This is a genomic window from Microvirga pakistanensis (assembly GCF_004458765.1).
Lineage (GTDB): Bacteria > Pseudomonadota > Alphaproteobacteria > Rhizobiales > Beijerinckiaceae > Microvirga > Microvirga pakistanensis.
Genome location: NZ_SPJX01000029.1, coordinates 74,570 through 91,381, shown reverse-complemented (window position 1 = coordinate 91,381; position 16,812 = coordinate 74,570). Strand labels below are relative to the sequence as shown.

The 16,812-nt window shown below is 61.2% G+C and carries 18 protein-coding genes; 14 read left to right on the top strand and 4 right to left on the bottom strand.

Features of this window, described 5'->3' with window-relative positions; translation table 11 throughout:
• The first annotated feature begins 21 nt into the window (after positions 1-21).
• Complete coding sequence (locus E4K09_RS02030) at positions 22-1,080, top strand: class 1 fructose-bisphosphatase (protein ID WP_134494763.1); 1,059 nt, start codon at positions 22-24, stop codon at positions 1,078-1,080.
• Positions 1,081-1,137: 57 nt separating this feature from the next.
• Positions 1,138-1,596 (top strand): D-erythrulose-4-phosphate isomerase, encoded by a 459-nt coding sequence (derI, locus tag E4K09_RS02025; RefSeq protein WP_134494761.1) that lies wholly within the window; start codon positions 1,138-1,140, stop codon positions 1,594-1,596.
• 365 nt (positions 1,597-1,961) lie between these two features.
• On the opposite strand, the gene E4K09_RS28675 is transcribed toward derI, so the two are convergent.
• Together E4K09_RS28675 and E4K09_RS02020 are read right to left on the bottom strand one after the other, a co-directional pair.
• Positions 1,962-2,120 carry a hypothetical protein gene (locus E4K09_RS28675; RefSeq protein ID WP_166802105.1) on the bottom strand — a complete coding sequence of 53 codons (159 nt, stop codon included), beginning with the start codon at positions 2,118-2,120 and terminating at the stop codon, positions 1,962-1,964.
• Positions 2,121-2,264: 144 nt separating this feature from the next.
• Entirely contained in the window at positions 2,265-2,759 is a 495-nt protein-coding gene (locus E4K09_RS02020) for a c-type cytochrome (RefSeq protein WP_134494759.1), read from the bottom strand.
• A 975-nt stretch (positions 2,760-3,734) separates the two neighbouring features.
• On the opposite strand from E4K09_RS02020, the gene minD reads away from it, so the two are divergent.
• The 7 genes from minD to E4K09_RS01985 all read left to right on the top strand — a co-directional run bounded on the left by minD (position 3,735) and on the right by E4K09_RS01985 (position 9,764).
• Positions 3,735-4,598, top strand: coding sequence for a septum site-determining protein MinD (minD, locus tag E4K09_RS02015; protein ID WP_134494757.1), 864 nt, complete (start codon positions 3,735-3,737; stop codon positions 4,596-4,598).
• A gap of 1,009 nt (positions 4,599-5,607) precedes the next feature.
• Complete coding sequence (locus E4K09_RS02010; protein ID WP_134494755.1) at positions 5,608-6,135, top strand: MbcA/ParS/Xre antitoxin family protein; 528 nt, start codon at positions 5,608-5,610, stop codon at positions 6,133-6,135.
• Positions 6,132-6,833 (top strand): RES family NAD+ phosphorylase, encoded by a 702-nt coding sequence (locus E4K09_RS02005; RefSeq protein WP_134494753.1) that lies wholly within the window; start codon positions 6,132-6,134, stop codon positions 6,831-6,833. The genes E4K09_RS02010 and E4K09_RS02005 overlap by 4 nt, the downstream gene beginning before the upstream one ends.
• 225 nt (positions 6,834-7,058) lie before the next feature.
• On the top strand, positions 7,059-7,325 hold the full coding sequence (locus tag E4K09_RS29575; RefSeq protein ID WP_134494751.1) for a hypothetical protein: 267 nt from the start codon (positions 7,059-7,061) through the stop codon (positions 7,323-7,325).
• Between the two features lie 343 nt (positions 7,326-7,668).
• A complete protein-coding gene (locus E4K09_RS01995; protein ID WP_134494749.1) occupies positions 7,669-8,376 on the top strand; it encodes a hypothetical protein in 708 nt (235 codons plus the stop codon).
• A 141-nt stretch (positions 8,377-8,517) separates the two neighbouring features.
• On the top strand, positions 8,518-9,114 hold the full coding sequence (locus tag E4K09_RS01990) for a hypothetical protein (RefSeq protein WP_134494747.1): 597 nt from the start codon (positions 8,518-8,520) through the stop codon (positions 9,112-9,114).
• 104 nt (positions 9,115-9,218) lie between these two features.
• Positions 9,219-9,764 (top strand): hypothetical protein, encoded by a 546-nt coding sequence (locus E4K09_RS01985; RefSeq protein WP_134494745.1) that lies wholly within the window; start codon positions 9,219-9,221, stop codon positions 9,762-9,764.
• Positions 9,765-9,805: 41 nt separating this feature from the next.
• On the opposite strand, the gene E4K09_RS01980 is transcribed toward E4K09_RS01985, so the two are convergent.
• On the bottom strand, positions 9,806-10,855 hold the full coding sequence (locus E4K09_RS01980; protein ID WP_134494743.1) for a helix-turn-helix domain-containing protein: 1,050 nt from the start codon (positions 10,853-10,855) through the stop codon (positions 9,806-9,808).
• A gap of 36 nt (positions 10,856-10,891) precedes the next feature.
• Positions 10,892-11,335 (bottom strand): hypothetical protein, encoded by a 444-nt coding sequence (locus E4K09_RS28670; RefSeq protein WP_166802104.1) that lies wholly within the window; start codon positions 11,333-11,335, stop codon positions 10,892-10,894.
• Between the two features lie 288 nt (positions 11,336-11,623).
• Here E4K09_RS28670 and E4K09_RS01970 point away from each other — a divergent pair, with 288 nt between their 5' ends.
• Genes E4K09_RS01970 through E4K09_RS01950 form a run of 5 tightly spaced genes read left to right on the top strand, consistent with a single transcriptional unit; the run spans position 11,624 to position 16,774 of the window.
• Positions 11,624-12,784: a transporter substrate-binding protein gene (locus E4K09_RS01970; protein ID WP_134494741.1), complete on the top strand. Its 1,161-nt coding sequence runs from the start codon at positions 11,624-11,626 to the stop codon at positions 12,782-12,784.
• Positions 12,781-13,365 (top strand): ANTAR domain-containing response regulator, encoded by a 585-nt coding sequence (locus tag E4K09_RS01965; protein WP_134494739.1) that lies wholly within the window; start codon positions 12,781-12,783, stop codon positions 13,363-13,365. Before E4K09_RS01970 ends, E4K09_RS01965 begins: the two co-directional genes overlap by 4 nt.
• Positions 13,365-14,213 (top strand): ABC transporter permease, encoded by an 849-nt coding sequence (locus E4K09_RS01960; RefSeq protein WP_134494737.1) that lies wholly within the window; start codon positions 13,365-13,367, stop codon positions 14,211-14,213. The genes E4K09_RS01965 and E4K09_RS01960 overlap by 1 nt, the downstream gene beginning before the upstream one ends.
• A gap of 2 nt (positions 14,214-14,215) precedes the next feature.
• On the top strand, positions 14,216-15,136 hold the full coding sequence (locus tag E4K09_RS01955; protein ID WP_134494735.1) for an ABC transporter permease: 921 nt from the start codon (positions 14,216-14,218) through the stop codon (positions 15,134-15,136).
• A 21-nt stretch (positions 15,137-15,157) separates the two neighbouring features.
• A complete protein-coding gene (locus E4K09_RS01950) occupies positions 15,158-16,774 on the top strand; it encodes an ABC transporter substrate-binding protein (protein ID WP_134494733.1) in 1,617 nt (538 codons plus the stop codon).
• Positions 16,775-16,812 lie beyond the last annotated feature (38 nt).

Sequence of the window (16,812 nt, the reverse complement as noted above, 5' to 3'; positions counted from 1 at the left end):
TAGGTCTGGATTTTGCTCACAATGACAACGAAGCACAAGACTTTAACTCAGTTCCTGGTCGAGCAGCAGTACAACGACGCCTGCATTCCAGAACAGCTGCGCATGCTGATCGAAGTGGTGGCTGGCGCCTGCCAGAGAATCAGCAGCGTGGTGAACAGGGGCGCGGTGAACGATCTGCTCGGGAATCTTTCGAGTGAGAACGTTCAAGGTGAGGTGCAGAAGAAGCTTGATGTCATATCCAACGACATCCTGCTGGATGCAAGCGCTTGGGGTGGCCATTTGGCGGCTCTCGCGTCCGAGGAAATGGAGACGATCCATCGCATTCCCAAGGAATACACGGCAGGGGAGTATCTCCTCGTTTACGATCCGATCGACGGATCAGGCAATATCGACGTCAACGGCGTGGTCGGGACGATTTTTTCCGTCCTTCGAACTCCGGATTCTGCCTCGGCCCGCGAAGTGACCGAGCAGGATTTTCTGCAGCCTGGACGCCAACAGGTGGCCGCCGGATACACTGTCTATGGCGCACAAACGATTTTGGTGCTGACGGTCGGCAATGGGGTTTTCGGCTTTACCCTCGATCGCGAACTCGGTACCTGGCTGTTGACCCATGATCGGATGGAGATTCCGGCGCAAACTCGTGAGTTCGCAATCAACATGTCGAACCGGCGCCACTGGGCTCCTCCCGTTCAGCGCTATGTCGACGAACTAGTAGCGGGCCAGCCAGGTCCGCGGGGCAATGACTTCAACATGAGATGGATTGCCTCGATGGTAGGTCATGTGCATTCGATCCTCATTCGAGGCGGAGTGTTCCTGTATCCTTGGGATGTCCGAAACAAGGAGCGAGGTGGCAGACTCCGCCTGATGTACGAGGCCAGCCCCCTTGGAATGATCGTCGAACAAGCAGGAGGGCAAGCGACGGATGGCTTGCAGCGCCTCCTCGATATTCAACCGACAGGGCTGCACCAGAGGGTTCCGGTAATCCTTGGCTCCTGGGAAGAGGTGGAACGCATCAAACGCTACCATGGGGAGGAGGCTGTCTCAGTCGGGCGCAAAGGCGACGCCCCGAATTTGCAGTAAAGCAGTTCGTTATCTCCAGTCAGGTTCATTGACGTATGTGAAAGAAGGAGAAGTGCTTTGAAAATCGTTATTGCAGGTGACAGCGCAGGAGAGCCTCTGGTCAAAGTCATATTCCAGCACCTGTCGGCTATCGGCAATGTCGAGGTCAATGACCTCAGCCAGTCTGAAGAGGGAGCTGCGGAATATTATGCCAGCATCGCTGAAAGGACTTCCCGGGCCATTCTTGATGGGCGCTATGACCGAGGCATCCTAGTATGCGGCACAGGGATTGGTGTGTGCATATCGGCCAACAAGATACCGGGTATTCGCGCAGCACTTACACACGACACCTACTCGGCGGAGCGTGCGCAGCTGAGCAACAATGCTCAGATCATCACCATGGGCGCGCGAGTGATCGGACCGGAATTGGCAAAAGCGATCGTCAATGCTTGGCTTCAGTCGCACTTCGATGTTAACGGCCGGTCAGCCGGCAACGTCGCTGCAATTGATGACCTGGATACGAAGTACAGAAAATAGCAAGCTCGACGCCATACGGCCAGGGTGCCTGAGGGACTGAGACAAAAACCGAGTTCCCGGCGGCTTTGTGCAGCCTCACCTTTGATGCGGTTGCAGAAAACCAGAGCGGGGATCAGCCCGTCCCATCGAGCCGGAGGACAGGACGAGGGAGCCCTGGATCCACGTTCCCTTGGGCAGGAGAGGCTGAACCGCTGCCGTGGCCCCTTTCTTCCGCCGGGAAACGGTGAGCCGATCCCGGGACCTTCTGTTGCGCCTAGCGCTTCTGGTCGGCTTCAGCCGGAAGGCTGCGCGGGCTCTAGGGCGCAGGCTGACCTTGAAAGACGCCATGATCGGACGAGCGGGACGGTCTCAAGGGCGCTGTCACGTTAGCTGCCAGCAGGGGCACCAACGAACATGCCTTGCCGGTGCCATTCCAGGATCATGACGACCTCCCCAAGCTGGATCACCGCCTGTCCTCCTGACATCAGGAGCAGCATCGGCGAAGAGAGCCTGCCGATCTTCCCAGCGGCGGCGGCCACGCTCACTTGAGGAAAATCCAATCGGCAGGTCTGGGGAGTTTCACTCCGGTATCAACAGCCGCTGCAGGTCTGCCTCGAGCATGTCGGAGGCCTCCTGTACCTATCCTGGGGCTACCAGCCTTTCGGTTTTGGGCGCTCTGCGCCAAGCGGTTACTGGGGCATGACCACGGTCAGGTAAGGAGCAGACGGTTTCTCGTTGGCTCCAACCGGACTGGGCACTTGGTTTCTGACCGGCCCCAGGCTTTTGAGATAGCTGGCAAGAGCCCGGGCATCTGCATCCGTGAGCTTGCTGTAGGAATGATACGGCATGATCGGCACAAGCTGCCGGCCGTCGGGCCTGATGCCGGTTCGCACCGCCTTAATGATGTCGGCCTCGCTCCACTTGCCCAGCCCCGTCTCAGGGTCGGGGGTGAGGTTGGGTGGATAAAAGATGCCGAGGCCAGGAATTTGAAAGCCGACCTCCGATCCTGCTAGAGGGCGCTGTATATCGGGCTTGCCGAGGAAGGTGCCGGGCGTATGGCAGCCGGTACAATCCATGATGGTCACCAGGTACTCGCCGCGTTGCGCTTGGCTCTGCGCGAAGACTGATGGGGCTGGCAGGAGGGAGCAGCATGCTGCCACGGCGGCGCAGATAATCGATCTCATCGAGCTTCTCTGACCGAGGTTGAACCCAGCCAAAGTGCCAGATCCTGGGCTGGAGTGAAGTGCGCAGAAGGCGTAGATCGCATACTGCACCGGTTATGGAATTCCTGTCGGAACTCTCCAGGATCGACCGAGGCAATGCTCACCTGAATCAAAGGTTTGAGATCGCTTTAACGGCACTTGCCGACGCTAAAATGGTCTTCCGCGAAATCGCAGCTCTACAGCCGAAAGGGGGATGCCGGGCCGATCAAGGAGACCTCATCCGATCACGCCGGCGTCGGGGCATCGGGATCAGGGCAGTCCGGCGGACCAGCCGACTGTTCCTGAGAGGCCGCAGGCCTCAGCCTATTCCTGAAAGCAGCCACTTCGAAGCTCCCCTTTGACTTATGCTGATCCAGCAAGCGGGTTAGTTCCTGAATGACCCAGCGCTTGGCCTGTCGTGCGGATGATCGTTTCATTACCATCTCCCAACCCTGTGGGGCGCTCAACGACGTGGTTTGATCGAGCTGTCAATGGTGGCGAGGTGGCCGGTGATCGGATCGAGTATGGTCATGGACAGTCCTCTCTCGTTCAGGCACATGGCCAACGCCGTGCGCCCAGTGTCGATCAAACTCACTTTAAGGTGTGGTTACGAGACAGTTACTGCGCCAGGACACTCGCATCCCCAAAGCAGATCGAGGCGGTCCATCCGCGCCCCAATTGCTTTGGAGGAGAGTGCCGATCCGCAACCCAACGGATCAGCCGGACCATGGTCGCCGCAAAATGGTTAACGGATCGTTGGCAGGAACCTGTCGGGTTGTGGTCCATCCGTTAACGGGCTGGTAACCATTCCGGGCGCCGAATAGGTTCGCTGATCAGGGGCATGGCCGTTGCCACGCCAGTTCGTTCTGGCCCCATTCCGTTTTGCCGCTCCTCGAACTCGTCCGTGCTTGCGTGGGTGCCGTGCCTCCTCACGGTCTCTGCTGAGAGATGCCAGCGATGAAGAAGCCAAGGCCAAAGCATTCCAAGGCGAAGACAAAGCCCAGGCAGGGTAGGGTCCTGGTGGTGACATCGGGCAAGGGCGGTGTCGGCAAGACTACCTCGACGGCAGCCTTGGGCGCGGCCCTGGCTCAGGACGGCCAGAAGGTCGTACTGGTCGATTTCGATGTCGGGCTGCGCAACCTGGATCTCGTCATGGGGGCCGAGCGCCGCGTGGTCTACGACCTGATCAACGTCATCAAGGGTGAGGCCAAGCTCGCGCAGGCTCTCATCCGCGACAAGCGCCTCGACACGCTCGCTCTCCTGCCGGCCTCGCAGAGCCGCGACAAGGACAGCCTGACCGAAGACGGTATCGCCCGCATCATCGCCGAGTTGCGGGCGCAGTTCGACTGGATCATCTGCGACAGCCCGGCCGGGATCGAGAAAGGGGCGACTCTGGCCATGCGGCATGCCGATGTGGCTGTGGTCGTGGTGAACCCGGAAGTGTCTTCAATCCGTGATGCTGACCGCATCATCGGCATACTCGATGCGAAGACTGCACGAGCCGAGAACGGACAACGCATCGAGAAGCAGTTGCTCCTTACCCGCTACGATCCCGTTCGGGCCCGGCGCGGGGAGATCATGACAGTGGAAGCCGTACTCGAGATCCTGTCCCTTCCGCTGCTCGGCACTATCCCCGAAAGCGGGGACGTGCTGCGCTCCTCGAATGTTGGAGCGCCGGTGACCCTCGGCAATCCTGGCAGCGCACCGGCTCGGGCCTATCGTGACGCAGCTCGCCGGCTGAAGGGTGGGGGCAGCGAGATCATCGCGCGAAGGGAAAAGCCTGGCCTGTTGCACAGGCTTTTCACCCGGCGCGCTGCCTAGACGAGCGCAACCGCCTCACTTTAGCTCGATCCAATGCATTCTGGTGAAAACCGCAATGCAGAATTTATTCTGGACTGAGCTCTCTAAGAGTTAGGACAATCAACAACATAAACCCTCGAACTTGAACTCAGACAAGCAATCCCTTACGTCATTATTTTTTCGAGCTCATAATCAGCATCTGTGATGAAGCGAAAACCAAAACCTTTTTCGGTTGAGATCAAGAAGTCCCGCGCTCACGGTCAGCGTCATCAACTCGTACCAAAGCGTCTGTTCGAATTGACGCCGGCTCAAGCCCCAACAATCGTTCAGGAGGAAGAGCCGCCGGCGGTCGCTCAGCCCGCGGCTGCGCCACGCATCCTGCCCAGCATTCTCGAACCGATGCGAGGCAGCTCTGAGGTCGTCGAGCCTATCCGTCGCAAGAGTGCTCCAAGATCGAAGCTCCGTCAGAGCCAGGTAGAATCCGATCTGACCATGGTAGCCTCGAAAGGCGCGCCGGATGCACCCGCGAACACTCCTGTGATATCGGAAGGCATGACTCAGGCAGGCGCTTGTTCTGTTGAAGAAGCTGGGTCACCTATTCCTGAGGATCAAGTTCAAGAGCCTGAGAGCACGAAGACGAAACCACGAAAGAAGGCTTCGAAGATCGTAGATCCGGTGACAGCGCCCGAGCCGGTAGCCCAGTCAGAGACAGCATCAGAAGCGCAACGGGTTGAAGCTCCGCCTGTGAGTAGATCGCGAAGGGCGGATCATCGTAGACTCACCAGGCGTCAGGCCGCTGCGGCTCAACTCCCGCGCCACGAGCGCTGGAAACGGCGCCTTCACGCCGCTGCCTGGTAGGAATCCCTTCAGCAGACAGGCTCCCACGGATTTCGGTTCCATAATCTTTGTTATGCGAAATTTCGCCTTATCCGCTGCTGGATCATGTGCACATCAATATCGAACGACAAAGTCTCGAGTTGTGTTTTGTCCAAATATGGACTAAATCTTTATCTAGACGGCGAGGATGGCCATGACCCGAAACGCACGCAAGCCGCAGCCAAGGATCGCGGAAGGTGTTCCCCGGTTGGAGCAGGCCCGCTTCGAACCCGCCAACCGCAAGCGCTTGAGCGCACCCGGCATGCGCACCTTCCTGGCAATCGCCGATCTATGGGGTCTGACCGAGCAGGAGCGCCTTCGGGTCCTCGGCTACCCACCGCGCTCGACCTACCACAAATGGGCGAAGCAGGCCCGGGAGCATGCGGAATTCACCCTTGACGCGGACGTGCTGACCCGGATGTCCGCCATCCTCGGCATCTACCAGGCTTTGCGGATCCTCTATCCGACCGAACAGGCGGGACTCGCCTGGCTCCGAAGCCCCCACGGTGCGACGGTATTCGGCGGCCATCCGCCGATGGACTTCGTCACGGACGGCACTCAGGACAGTCTCCTGATGGTGCGGCGCTTCCTCGATGCCGCTCGCGGAGGGCTCTACATGGAGCCCAATGCGGCAGACAGGGATTTCGTCCCCTATGACGATACGGACATTCGTTTCTCGTGACCGATCCCTACGCCGCGGCGCCCTACCCCACCTATCGCCTGATCCCTTCGCGCTTTCCGCCCATCGGGCTTTTCGACACGGTCGCGACGGCGGCCGACCTGGCCGCTGTCATGGATCTTGTCGGGTGGACGAACGATCGGCTGGTCGCCAGCCGCATCGCCCGTCTCCCGCATCAGGAATGGGTCTACGGCCGGCCAAACGCCAGCATCGTGATGGCGGCCTTCCTCCATGTCAGCCCTGCAGGAATGCGCTTCAACTCGCCCGAACTGGGGGCGTGGTACGCGGCGGCGGAGATTGAGACTGCAGCAGCCGAAGTCGGACATCACCTCCGCCGGGAGGCTTTGGCACGAAACGTTTCCGAGATGGTCCGAACCTACCGGAGCTATTCCGCTCGCTTGGATGGTCTTTACCGAGATATTCGAGGGCAGCAATCTCAGCTCGCAGACATCTATGCGTCCGATCGATACGATGCCTCGCAGCGTCTCGGAGAGGCTGTGCGTGCTTCGCGCCGGGATGGAATTGTCTATGACAGCCTGCGCCGACGCGGCGGCATCAATATCGTCGCGTATCGTCCCACCATGGTCCTTGATGTTGTTCAAGCCGACCATTTCGAGATCCGTGTTTCAGCCGTCGGACGTCGGATTGATGTCCGAAAGCTCACATCTCCCTCCAGACCTGAAGCGGCCAACGGCCGATGACGCGATGTTTTCGTCCATGGCAGGACGAGGCAAAGTCTGAACTCTGCCAACGCGAAGCCAGTGCAGCAAGCCGAGTTGTCCCCTGCCCCGCCATATGAGGAGCAGCAGGCTTCGACTGCGCGTGTAGCACCCTGCGCCTGATCATGCTGCGAGGAAAAGATCGCTGGCGCCTCGTTCCTTCGCCTCCTCCGATGCCGGTGGTCGTCATCCTCCGAGTGACCGCGCATGCGCATCGGCCTCTGGACGGCACTCGGCCCGTTCGACGAACACTCCAGCGCTCGACACAACGGTCATCGCCTGCTCTCGTCCAAGAGGAGTAGTTCAAATCGGCAGGGCTCCTCCCGCGCTGTTGTCTCGAGCTTGGTGCCGGTGCAGAGCCGAAAGCGCATTCAACAGGTCGTCGAATGGGCCGGCTTCATCGGGCGTGAGCCCGACCCGGCATCGCCGTTTCGCAGCTATTCCATGCACTTGTCGATCTCTCTCGAAAGCTGACGACTTCATCATCCCACTCAAAACCATCACGCCGTCGGCAATCCGGCCTGCATGCCGCGGCTGCGGCTAAATTGTGGCAAAGGAATTAGTCCTCGCGCATATTATCCTTTCTAGAAGGACAAGATTCAGCAAGTTCCTGCTATCAAACTCCCGAACTTGATGACGCCGCGGCGAAACGATGGCGGAATAAAGGCTAGACTGGGAGGATAAGTGCCATTGTTCTTTTTCACTGATGTATGGGTGCCTGCCGATACATCGCTTTCTACCGGGCAGGTCACTCAATACTCAATTTTACATCTCGACATCAGCCTCTTCCAGAACTGAACATCAGGGAACAACCACCATGAAGCGGATCATGTTTGCCGCTGCGGCAGCCGCTGCGCTGCTCGCATCGCCGGCACTCGCCCAATCGACGGGCACGACAACGAGCGGCACCTCGAACAGCAATTCAGGTGCCACCGCCATCGTGAATGGCGACACCATCTACAATCCGGCGAGAACGAAGCAGAGAATTGCTTCCACAGCCTCGGGCATCGCACCTGGCCTCACAGCGGCAGGTGTTCACTCATGCGCCGGCTCGGCGTCAATCGGTGTCGGCGGCGTCGGGTTCAATTTCGGTGCCGGGGCAACCTACGAAATGCAGGAGTGCAATCGGCGGGCCTACGCGGCGACACTGATGGGCATGGGCCAGAACGCTGCTGCTCTCGCACTGATCTGCAACAATCCGGAGGTACAATCCTCGCTCAACATGACCGGTGTGATCTGCCCGCAGCAGCGCGCCGAGGTGATCGCAGCGCAGCAGCAGGCTGCGGCGTCCGGCCGGATGGCGGTGGTCTATCCAGACGATGGTCGCGGTGCTTCGGCGGGCACCCGCTACATCCCGGCGAATGGACGCGGCGGCGCTCAGATGATCCCGGTATCTCAGGCTCCGAACGCTCGATATGCCAGCACGACGGGCTCCATCGGCTCGGCTCCGAACGTCCCACCGTTCTGCATGGACCCGCGCACCTATACCCCGTCGCTCTGCTCCGGGATGAGCGCACCTCGCTGAGGCGGCGCAGCCTTAAGAGGCACGGGTGGTTCGTTGCCGCCCGGCGTCCTCTTCGGGGTGCGGAGGACCGTCGCCAGCGTGATCATGGTGGTCACGTTTTTCGGGGGGCTGACCCCAATTCCCAAACAAGGACAATCTACGATGCGTAAGCTCATTCTCACGTCTGCCGTCGCCGTTCTCGCTCTGACCGGCGCCGCTCTCGCTCAGCCGGGTGGCCCGAAGGGTCCCCACGGCAACAACGCCGACGTGAATGCCAGCGCCCGCGGCTATGTGTTCAACCGTCAGGTCACGAACACCCAGGCTGCCAACGGTGCGCTCCACATCGACACCACCGTCGCCCGCACCCAGTCGGGCGGTTCGTCCTGGACGGTGAATGGCGCTCACACCTTCCAGTCCTCGGCTGTGAACGGCGTGGCTGCTGCGAACTCCACCGGCAAGGCCAACCAGTCTGCTTCGTCCTCCTACGAGAACAACGCCATGCGTGGTGCAGCCGCGGGTTCGGCTCAGATCGAGGATCAGGGTGGCTTCGCTCAGGTCGGCAACGTTGTCGGGACCTCGCTGACCCCGACCACGGGTTCGGCTCAGGGCTCGACCTCGGGTGGCTTCTCCGGTGGTGGCAGCTACACCAACACGAACCAGTACACCGGCTCGATCAATGCTTCGGGCAGCTACAATGCGACTCAGACGCACAACGCTTCCGGTTACGGCGCTTCGGGCTCGATCTCCTACCGGAACTGATCCGGCAGGCCATAGAGAGGCAGGGACTTCAGCCCCTGCCTCTCCCTTGGGACTTGCTTAAGGCACAAGGTGATCTGACGGAATTTGAAGCTCGGAGGTTTTCAATGCGCAGTGCGGTTCTCTCGATTCTCGGCCTCGTCGCCTTCAGCGGGCTCTCTCACGCTCAGACAGCTGACGGCACTACTCATCGTGGAACCATGGGAGTCGTGCTCGGCAATCTGCCACTGACGAATTCGCAGAATCTCGTGGCGGGACAGTTGTGGGACCAGGGTGTCCGTGCGGCTCAGCAGGCCATCAATCCGAATACCCAATCCTACGCGATCTCGAATGCTCATGCGGGCATGCGGGCGACATCCAGCTCGTCTTCGAGCGGCACGACCAATACGGTCCGCAACGGCGATAGCCGGTCGGGAACGAAGACCGAGACGAACAGCGGACGCAACGATTTCGAGATCTGGGGCGATGCGACGTTCGATGTCATGACGAAGAACGGCATCGGCACGGCTTGGGGACACAACAGCGGCAATGTCGGAAGCTCGACGACGCTCAATCATGGCAGTTCGATCAGCACCACCACATCTGCCTCCTCAACGAACTCAAGCTCTTCATCGAGTGCCGCAGCGATCACGGGTGGCAGTGTTCGACGGTAATCGAAACAGGTCAGATCATCCCCGCGTGCTCCGGTCCTCACTCACCCTTTGAGATGGCGTATCCATTGCGGCAGGACAGGCTCGCCCGAACCATCGGAGCCGGATAGGCGCTGGTAAGCTGCGCGTCGGGCCAAGCCCGACTCCCCGCGTGCCTCTCGCGGGGACATGCCGAACATCCGCCGGAACGCACGGCTGAAGGCGGCCTCGTTGCCGAAGCCCCAAACATAAGCCAGGTCTCCGATGGAGCGATGCGCATGGCTCGGCGACGTGATTTCGGCAAAGCAGCGCAGCAGGCGGCGTTCGCGGATATACCCCGCCACTCCCCCGAGTGGCTCGAACATGCGTGCCAACGTGGCGCGAGACAGGTGGAACTCGCGGGCAAGGCGATCGACGGTCAGGTCCGGGCACGCCAGATTGCCGTCGATGAAACGTTTGATGGCCAGGAGCAGCGCGCCATGCCTTGCGGCGACGACAGGTTCCTGCGCATCGGCCGATGGGCCGAAGCATCCCGCGATGAGGCTCGCGGTTGCCCCCGTCAGTCCGGCTCCGTCTTCTGCGCTCAACGTGCCCGCCGTCTCGTAGATCGTGCGCATGTAGCTTGCGAGCAGATAGCCGAGGGCGGATTGGCCCGGCAGCACCATGCCATGAAGGCCGTCAGGATTTTTCAGCAGCGGCTCGAGCAATGAGCGCGGAACAACCAGAGTGATATTGCGAAAGCTCTCAGCCTGCGTCCGCAATGTTCGGGACAGATCGAGGATGCTGATATCCCCGGGCTCGACACGCACGCTGCGCCCCTCGGTTTCTCCCGCGTATCCGCCCTGAGAATACAGCTGAACGCAGTAATGATCGACGCCACTCCTGGCGATTGTCGTAGGAGATCGGCGGAATTGCTGAGCCACGGACTCGACGTTGCCGATGAGAAGCGGTCCGAGATGATAAGTATCGATCATGAACCGGAAGTCCTCGACCGGACTGCTGTCGGGGAGCGTGACGTCGAACAGGACCGATACCATATCGCGCCAGATCCAATAGGCTTCTTCCGTCGAGGAGAACAGCGATCCGTCGACCTGAAAGGATGGGGAACTCGGCATAGCTCCGTTTGACTTCGTCCCTTGAATAACGAAAGATTAGCTCAAAAGGATTATAAGAAGAAATTCGGGATTTGGATACTGCTTATGACGTTTGTCCTGATCAATGCTCGACCGACGAATCTCTTCTTGAGCGGTGTGCTCCAACGGGTTTATCTCCGCATGGTACGTTTCGAAACGTTGTTTAGTTCCTGATCTGGCCGGCTGGACGGCGTGTTTGCGAGCGGCATGCTCGGAGGCGGAATCAGGATCGGCCTGCGTAGGGAGGATGCCGAGTTCATGAAGAGCTTCAACGAGGCCATCGGATCTGCCATCGAGGACGGCACGGCCAAAACCCTCTCGCTCGAATGTTTCAAGGCGGACGTGACACCTCGGGGTTGACAAAGGCCGCCTGGCAACGAACTTTTTCCTGCCGTCGGCCACGGTCATTCGCAAGGGCGATGCATAAATCGGCGGCATTGCCCAAATATTGCGCGGAAACATTCCCCAGATGCCCCGGAAAGCGGTGTTCCCGCTCCTCCGCCTGAGTATCGCCCTGACGACAAAGGAAAAAGCTGAGTTAGTCCCGACACGGACCGGACGATTCACACATGCCTCGAAGGGGCGAAACGGACCCATCCGTGCCGGATTATTTGTCTTGCGACCGCTGCTCCATTTGTCTTACGTTGCGTGAAGAGTTTCCGGGCCGATCTGGTCCATTGGGCAACAGCGCCCCGTTGCACGATCCAGCATCAGGAATCGTGCGGCGGGGCGTTTTTATTTGGATTTCGGATGTCACAGGCCATCAAAGTCGGCGTGCTGTATTCGACGGAAGGCGCCTATTCCGCGATCAGCCGCGACTGCTGGGACGGAGCCCATATCGGCGTTGCTCACGGACTGGCTCGGCTCTCTTCACCGATCGATCTCCAGATCGTCAGCGCCAATCCTGGCGCGGATCTCTCCCTCTATCTCAGCAACGCTCAGGCCATGCTGCGGGACCATGGCTGCCGGCATATCATCGGCACGGTCACGTCTGCGGCCCGCAAGGAAATCATCCCTCTCGTCGAGAAGCACGACGCCTTGCTTTGGTACGTCTGTCCCTATGAGGGCTTCGAGGCCAACGAGTCCGTCATCTATATGGGCCCCTGCCCCAATCAGCACCTTCTCCCGCTGCTCGACTACGCGATGCCGCGCTTCGGCGGCCGCGCCTATCTCGTCGGCGCGAACTACGTCTGGGGGTGGGAGATGAACCGTCTCGCTCGCCAGCTGATCGATGATTGCAGCGGGGAAATCGTAGGCGAGCGCTACCTTCCCATGGACGAGACCGACGTTGATCGCCTCATCGCCGAGATTCGGACCAGGGCTCCCGATTTCATCCTGAACAATCTGGTCGGCCCATCGAGCCATGCCTTCCTGCGCGCCTACCGGCGTCTGGGCGAAGAGGATGCGCGCTTTCACCCGAGCAGCCGGCCGGTCGTGAGCTGCAATCTGACGGAATGCGAGCTTTCGGCGATCGGACCCAGCGTCATGGAGGGCAATTTTTCCATCGCAAGTTACTTCGCTCGCCTGGATACTGCGGAAAACCGCGCCTTCCGGTCTGCAATCTCCACCCATCTCGAATCACCCCGCTCTCCATCGGCTCCCCTGGCGACGGCCTACACCACCGCGCGCCTCGTCGTCGACGCGATTGCCGCCACCGGAACGGATGAACCATCCACGGTCCGAAAGTTCATCACGTCCCGCTCCTTCAGCACGGCGCTTGGGCAGCTTGCGATTGATGGCCGCACCAATCATGCCTCCCTTCCTTTCCACGTCGGGCGTATTTCTTCTGACGAGAGCTTCGACATCGTGATGTCCTCCCTGCCGATCGCGGCCGATCCCTACCTTGCGCATCCGCAGGGCAAGAACGCCTCCCGCCCCGGACAGGAGCGCCATCTGAGGATCGTTCCATGAGGCGACTAGCACCCAATTTCGGTGGTCTGCGCGCCCTCGTCCTTCATCAGCCGGACGAGAGCACCGAACGACTCGTCCGTCAGCTGGAACTTCTCGGTCTTTCGGTGGAGGTCCGCTGGGCTCCCATCGTGCGCGACGAGCATTTCGATCTCATTCTCGTCGATGCCGACCAGGGATCCGACGATCTGCTTCCTTGGATGGAAGCGCAAGCCCCGGTCCCGGTGATCGGATTGCTGCGCTCGGAAGCGCCGGGCCGCATCGCCTGGATGCTGAAGCGTGGCATTTCGGCCATGATCCCGAAACCGATCCAGGCCTCGGCCGTCTACCCCGCGCTCGTTGTCGCGACGGCCATTCACGACGAGAGACAGGAAGCCCGCACCCACATCCTCCAGCTCGAAGAACGACTGCGGATGAGGCCGATCGTGCACGAGGCCATGAAGATCGTCGCCCGTGCCCATGGTCTGGACCAGGACGGCGCCTACCGACACTTGAGAGACTTGGCAATGAAGACGCGCAGACCCATCGAGCAGGTGGCCGCCACCATTGCGGCCACCGGAAAAGCCCTGCCGGAGGCCATCTGATGCGGGTCTTTCGAGAATTGCTGCGGCGGCCGCTTGCCCTGTTCGGCGTCGTCATCATCCTGCTCGTCCTACTCCTGGCGCTCAGCGCGCCCTGGCTGGCCCCTTATGCTCCCGACGAGCAGCTCTTCGAGGGGCTCTCGCTGGAAGGAGCCCCGCTGCCGCCGAACGCGCAGTTCTGGCTCGGCACCGACACGCTCGGACGCGATCTGCTGTCGCGGGTCATGTATGGCGCCCGAACCTCGCTTCTCATCGGCTTGGTCGCCAACGGCATGGCGGTCACCCTCGGCCTTCTGGTCGGGATGACGGCAGGCTATGCGCGTGGCGTGGTCGGCGCCATCCTCATGCGCTTCACGGACCTGATGATGGCCTTCCCGGCGTTGCTGCTCGCCATCGTCCTCGCGGCGCTTCTGCGCCCGAGCCTGTGGATCGTTGCCCTGGTGATCGCGCTTGTGAACTGGGTGCAGGTCGCGCGCATCGCCTTCACGGAAACGTCGGCCCTTGCTGAGCGCGATTTCATTCTCGCCGAACGGTCCCTCGGGGCGGGTCACGCCCGGATCGTGGGGCTGCACATCGCTCCGCATCTCGTGTCCACCGCCATCGTGTGGGGCACGCTGGGCATCGCCACCACCGTGCTTTTGGAGGCGACATTGAGCTTCCTCGGAATCGGCGTTCAGCCGCCCGAGCCGTCATGGGGCAACATCATCTTCGAGAGCCAGAGCTATTTCACCGCCGCGCCGTGGCTCGTCTTCTTCCCGGGCATTGCGATCCTGCTGACCGCCCTCTCCTTCAACCTCGTCGGGGACGCCCTGCGCGACATCCTTGACCCGACCCAGCGCGGGAGGGGTTGACCATGGCGAATTATCTCGTCCAGCGCCTGATCCAGACGATCCTGATCCTCTTCGGGATCGCGGCGATCACCTTCCTTCTGCTCTATCTGGTCCCCGCCGACCCCGCCGTGCAGATCGCGGGCCGCAGTGCCACGGCGCAGACGGTCGCGAACATCCGCCGGGAGCTCGGTCTCGACCAACCGCTCGCGACGCAGTTCCTCCGCTATCTCGGCGGCCTCATCCATGGCGACCTCGGCCGGTCCTACGCGCAGAAGACCGAGGTGATGACGCTCATTGCCGCGCGCATTCCGGCCACCATCACCCTGATGGTGGCCGGCATCGCGGCGGAGCTCGCCATCGGCGTCACCCTGGGCGTGATCGCGGCCGTGCGCCGGAACACGCTCCTCGATCGCATCGTCATGATCGCGAGCTTCACGACGATCTCGGCTCCGCAGTTCCTCGTCGCCCTGTTGCTGCTCTACGTGTTTGCGGCCACGCTGGGATGGTTCCCCATGTCCGGGTTCGGCAGCCCGGCGCATGTGGTCCTGCCGGCATTGACGCTCGGCATCCTGGGTGCCGGCTGGTACGCGCGCATCGTGCGCTCGACCATGATCGACGTGCTCAATCAGGATTATGTCCGCACCGCCAAGGCGAAGGGCGTCGCGCCGCTCCGGGTCGTGCTGCGCCATGCCCTGCCGAATGCCCTTCTGCCGGTGGTCGCGATGATCGGCATCGATATCGGGCAGTTCATGGCGGGCCTCGTCGTCGTCGAGGCGGTCTTCGGCTGGCCGGGCATCGGTCAGCTTGCCTGGCAAGCCATTCAGCAGGTCGACATTCCCATCATCATGGGCGTCACGCTCGTCTCGGCGCTTGCCATCGTCATCGGCAATCTTCTGGCCGATCTCATCGCACCATTCATCGACCCCCGCATCCGCTTACGGTGAGGGCAACACAGAGAGGGACCCATGAAAAATTGGTTGAGGAGTACCGTTTTCGCGACGATGGTCGCACTGACGCCGCTGGCTGCGAGCGCGCAGCAGCCGCAGAAGGGCGGCACCATGACCGTCACCTTCAAGGACGACGTGTCCACGCTCGACCCGGCCGTCGGGTACGACTGGCAGAATTGGTCGATGATCAAGAGCCTGTTCTCCAGGCTGGTCGACTACAAGCCCGGCACCGCGGAACTCGTGCCGTCGCTGGCCGAGAGCTTCGAGGTCGCGCCGGACGGTCTGACCTACACGTTCAAGCTGCGGCCGAACGCCAAGTTCACGAACGGTCGGACCATCACGGCGGCTGATGTGAAGTACTCGATCGAACGCGCGGTCGATCCCAAGACCCAGGGCCCCGGCGCCGGTTTCTTCGGCGCCATCAAGGGTCATGAGGACATGCAGGCCGGCAAAGCCAGCGAGCTGCCGGGCGTCGTCGCGGTCGACGACCGCACCGTCCGCTTCGAGCTGTCGCGCCCCGATGCCACCTTCCTGCACGTCATGGCCATCAACTTCGCTTCCGTCGTTCCGAAGGAAGAGGTCGAGAAGGCCGCGGGCGATTTCGGCAAGAAGCCCGTTGGTTCAGGCACCTTCAAGCTCGCCGACTGGACGATCGGCCAGCGGCTCGTGTTCGAGCGCAACCCCGACTATTTCGACAAGGGCCTGCCCTATCTCGACAAGTTCGTGATCGAGGTCGGCCAGGAGCCGCTCGTGGCGCTGCTGCGTCTGCAGAGGGGCGAGGTGGACGTGGCCGGCGACGGTATTCCGCCGGCGAAGTTCCTCGAGCTGAAGAATGATCCCGCCTACAAGGATCAGATCATCCAGGGCGATCAGCTGAACACGGGCTACGTCACCTTGAACACGCGCATCAAGCCGCTCGACGACGTGCGCGTCCGTCAGGCCCTGAACATGGCCGTCAACAAGGAACGCATCGTCCGTATCATCAACAACCGCGCGGTTCCGGCGAACCAAATTCTCCCGCCGCTCATGCCGGGCTACGACAAGGAGTACAAGGGCTACGCCTATGATGTCGCCAAGGCCAAGGCGCTGCTCGCGGAAGCCGGCCTGAAGGACGGCTTCTCGACGGTTCTTTATGCCACCAACACAGATCCGCAGCCCCGCATCGCCCAGGCGATCCAGCAGGATCTCTCCGCCATCGGTGTGAAGGCGGAGATCAAGTCCTTGGCCCAGGCGAACGTGATCGCGGCGGGCGGAACCGAAGGCGAAGCTCCCATGATCTGGTCCGGCGGCATGGCTTGGATCGCCGACTTCCCGGACCCGTCGAACTTCTACGGCCCGATCCTGGGCTGTGCGGGCGCGACCCAGGGCGGCTGGAACTGGGCCTGGTACTGCAACAAGGACATCGACGCGCGCGCCACGGCCGCCGATGCCATGTCGGACCCTGCAAAGGCCGGCGAGCGGGCGAAGGTGTGGGGTCAGATCTTCACGGACATCATGAAGAACGACGCTCCGTGGATCCCGGTCTTCAACGAGCAGCGCGTGGTCGTGCGCTCCAAGCGCATGGGTGGCGATGCATCGATCTACATCGATCCGACGCGCGTGCTGAACTACGACGCGCTCTGGATCAAGCAGTAACATCCACAGGACTACAATCCCGGGAGGCAAGCCTCCCG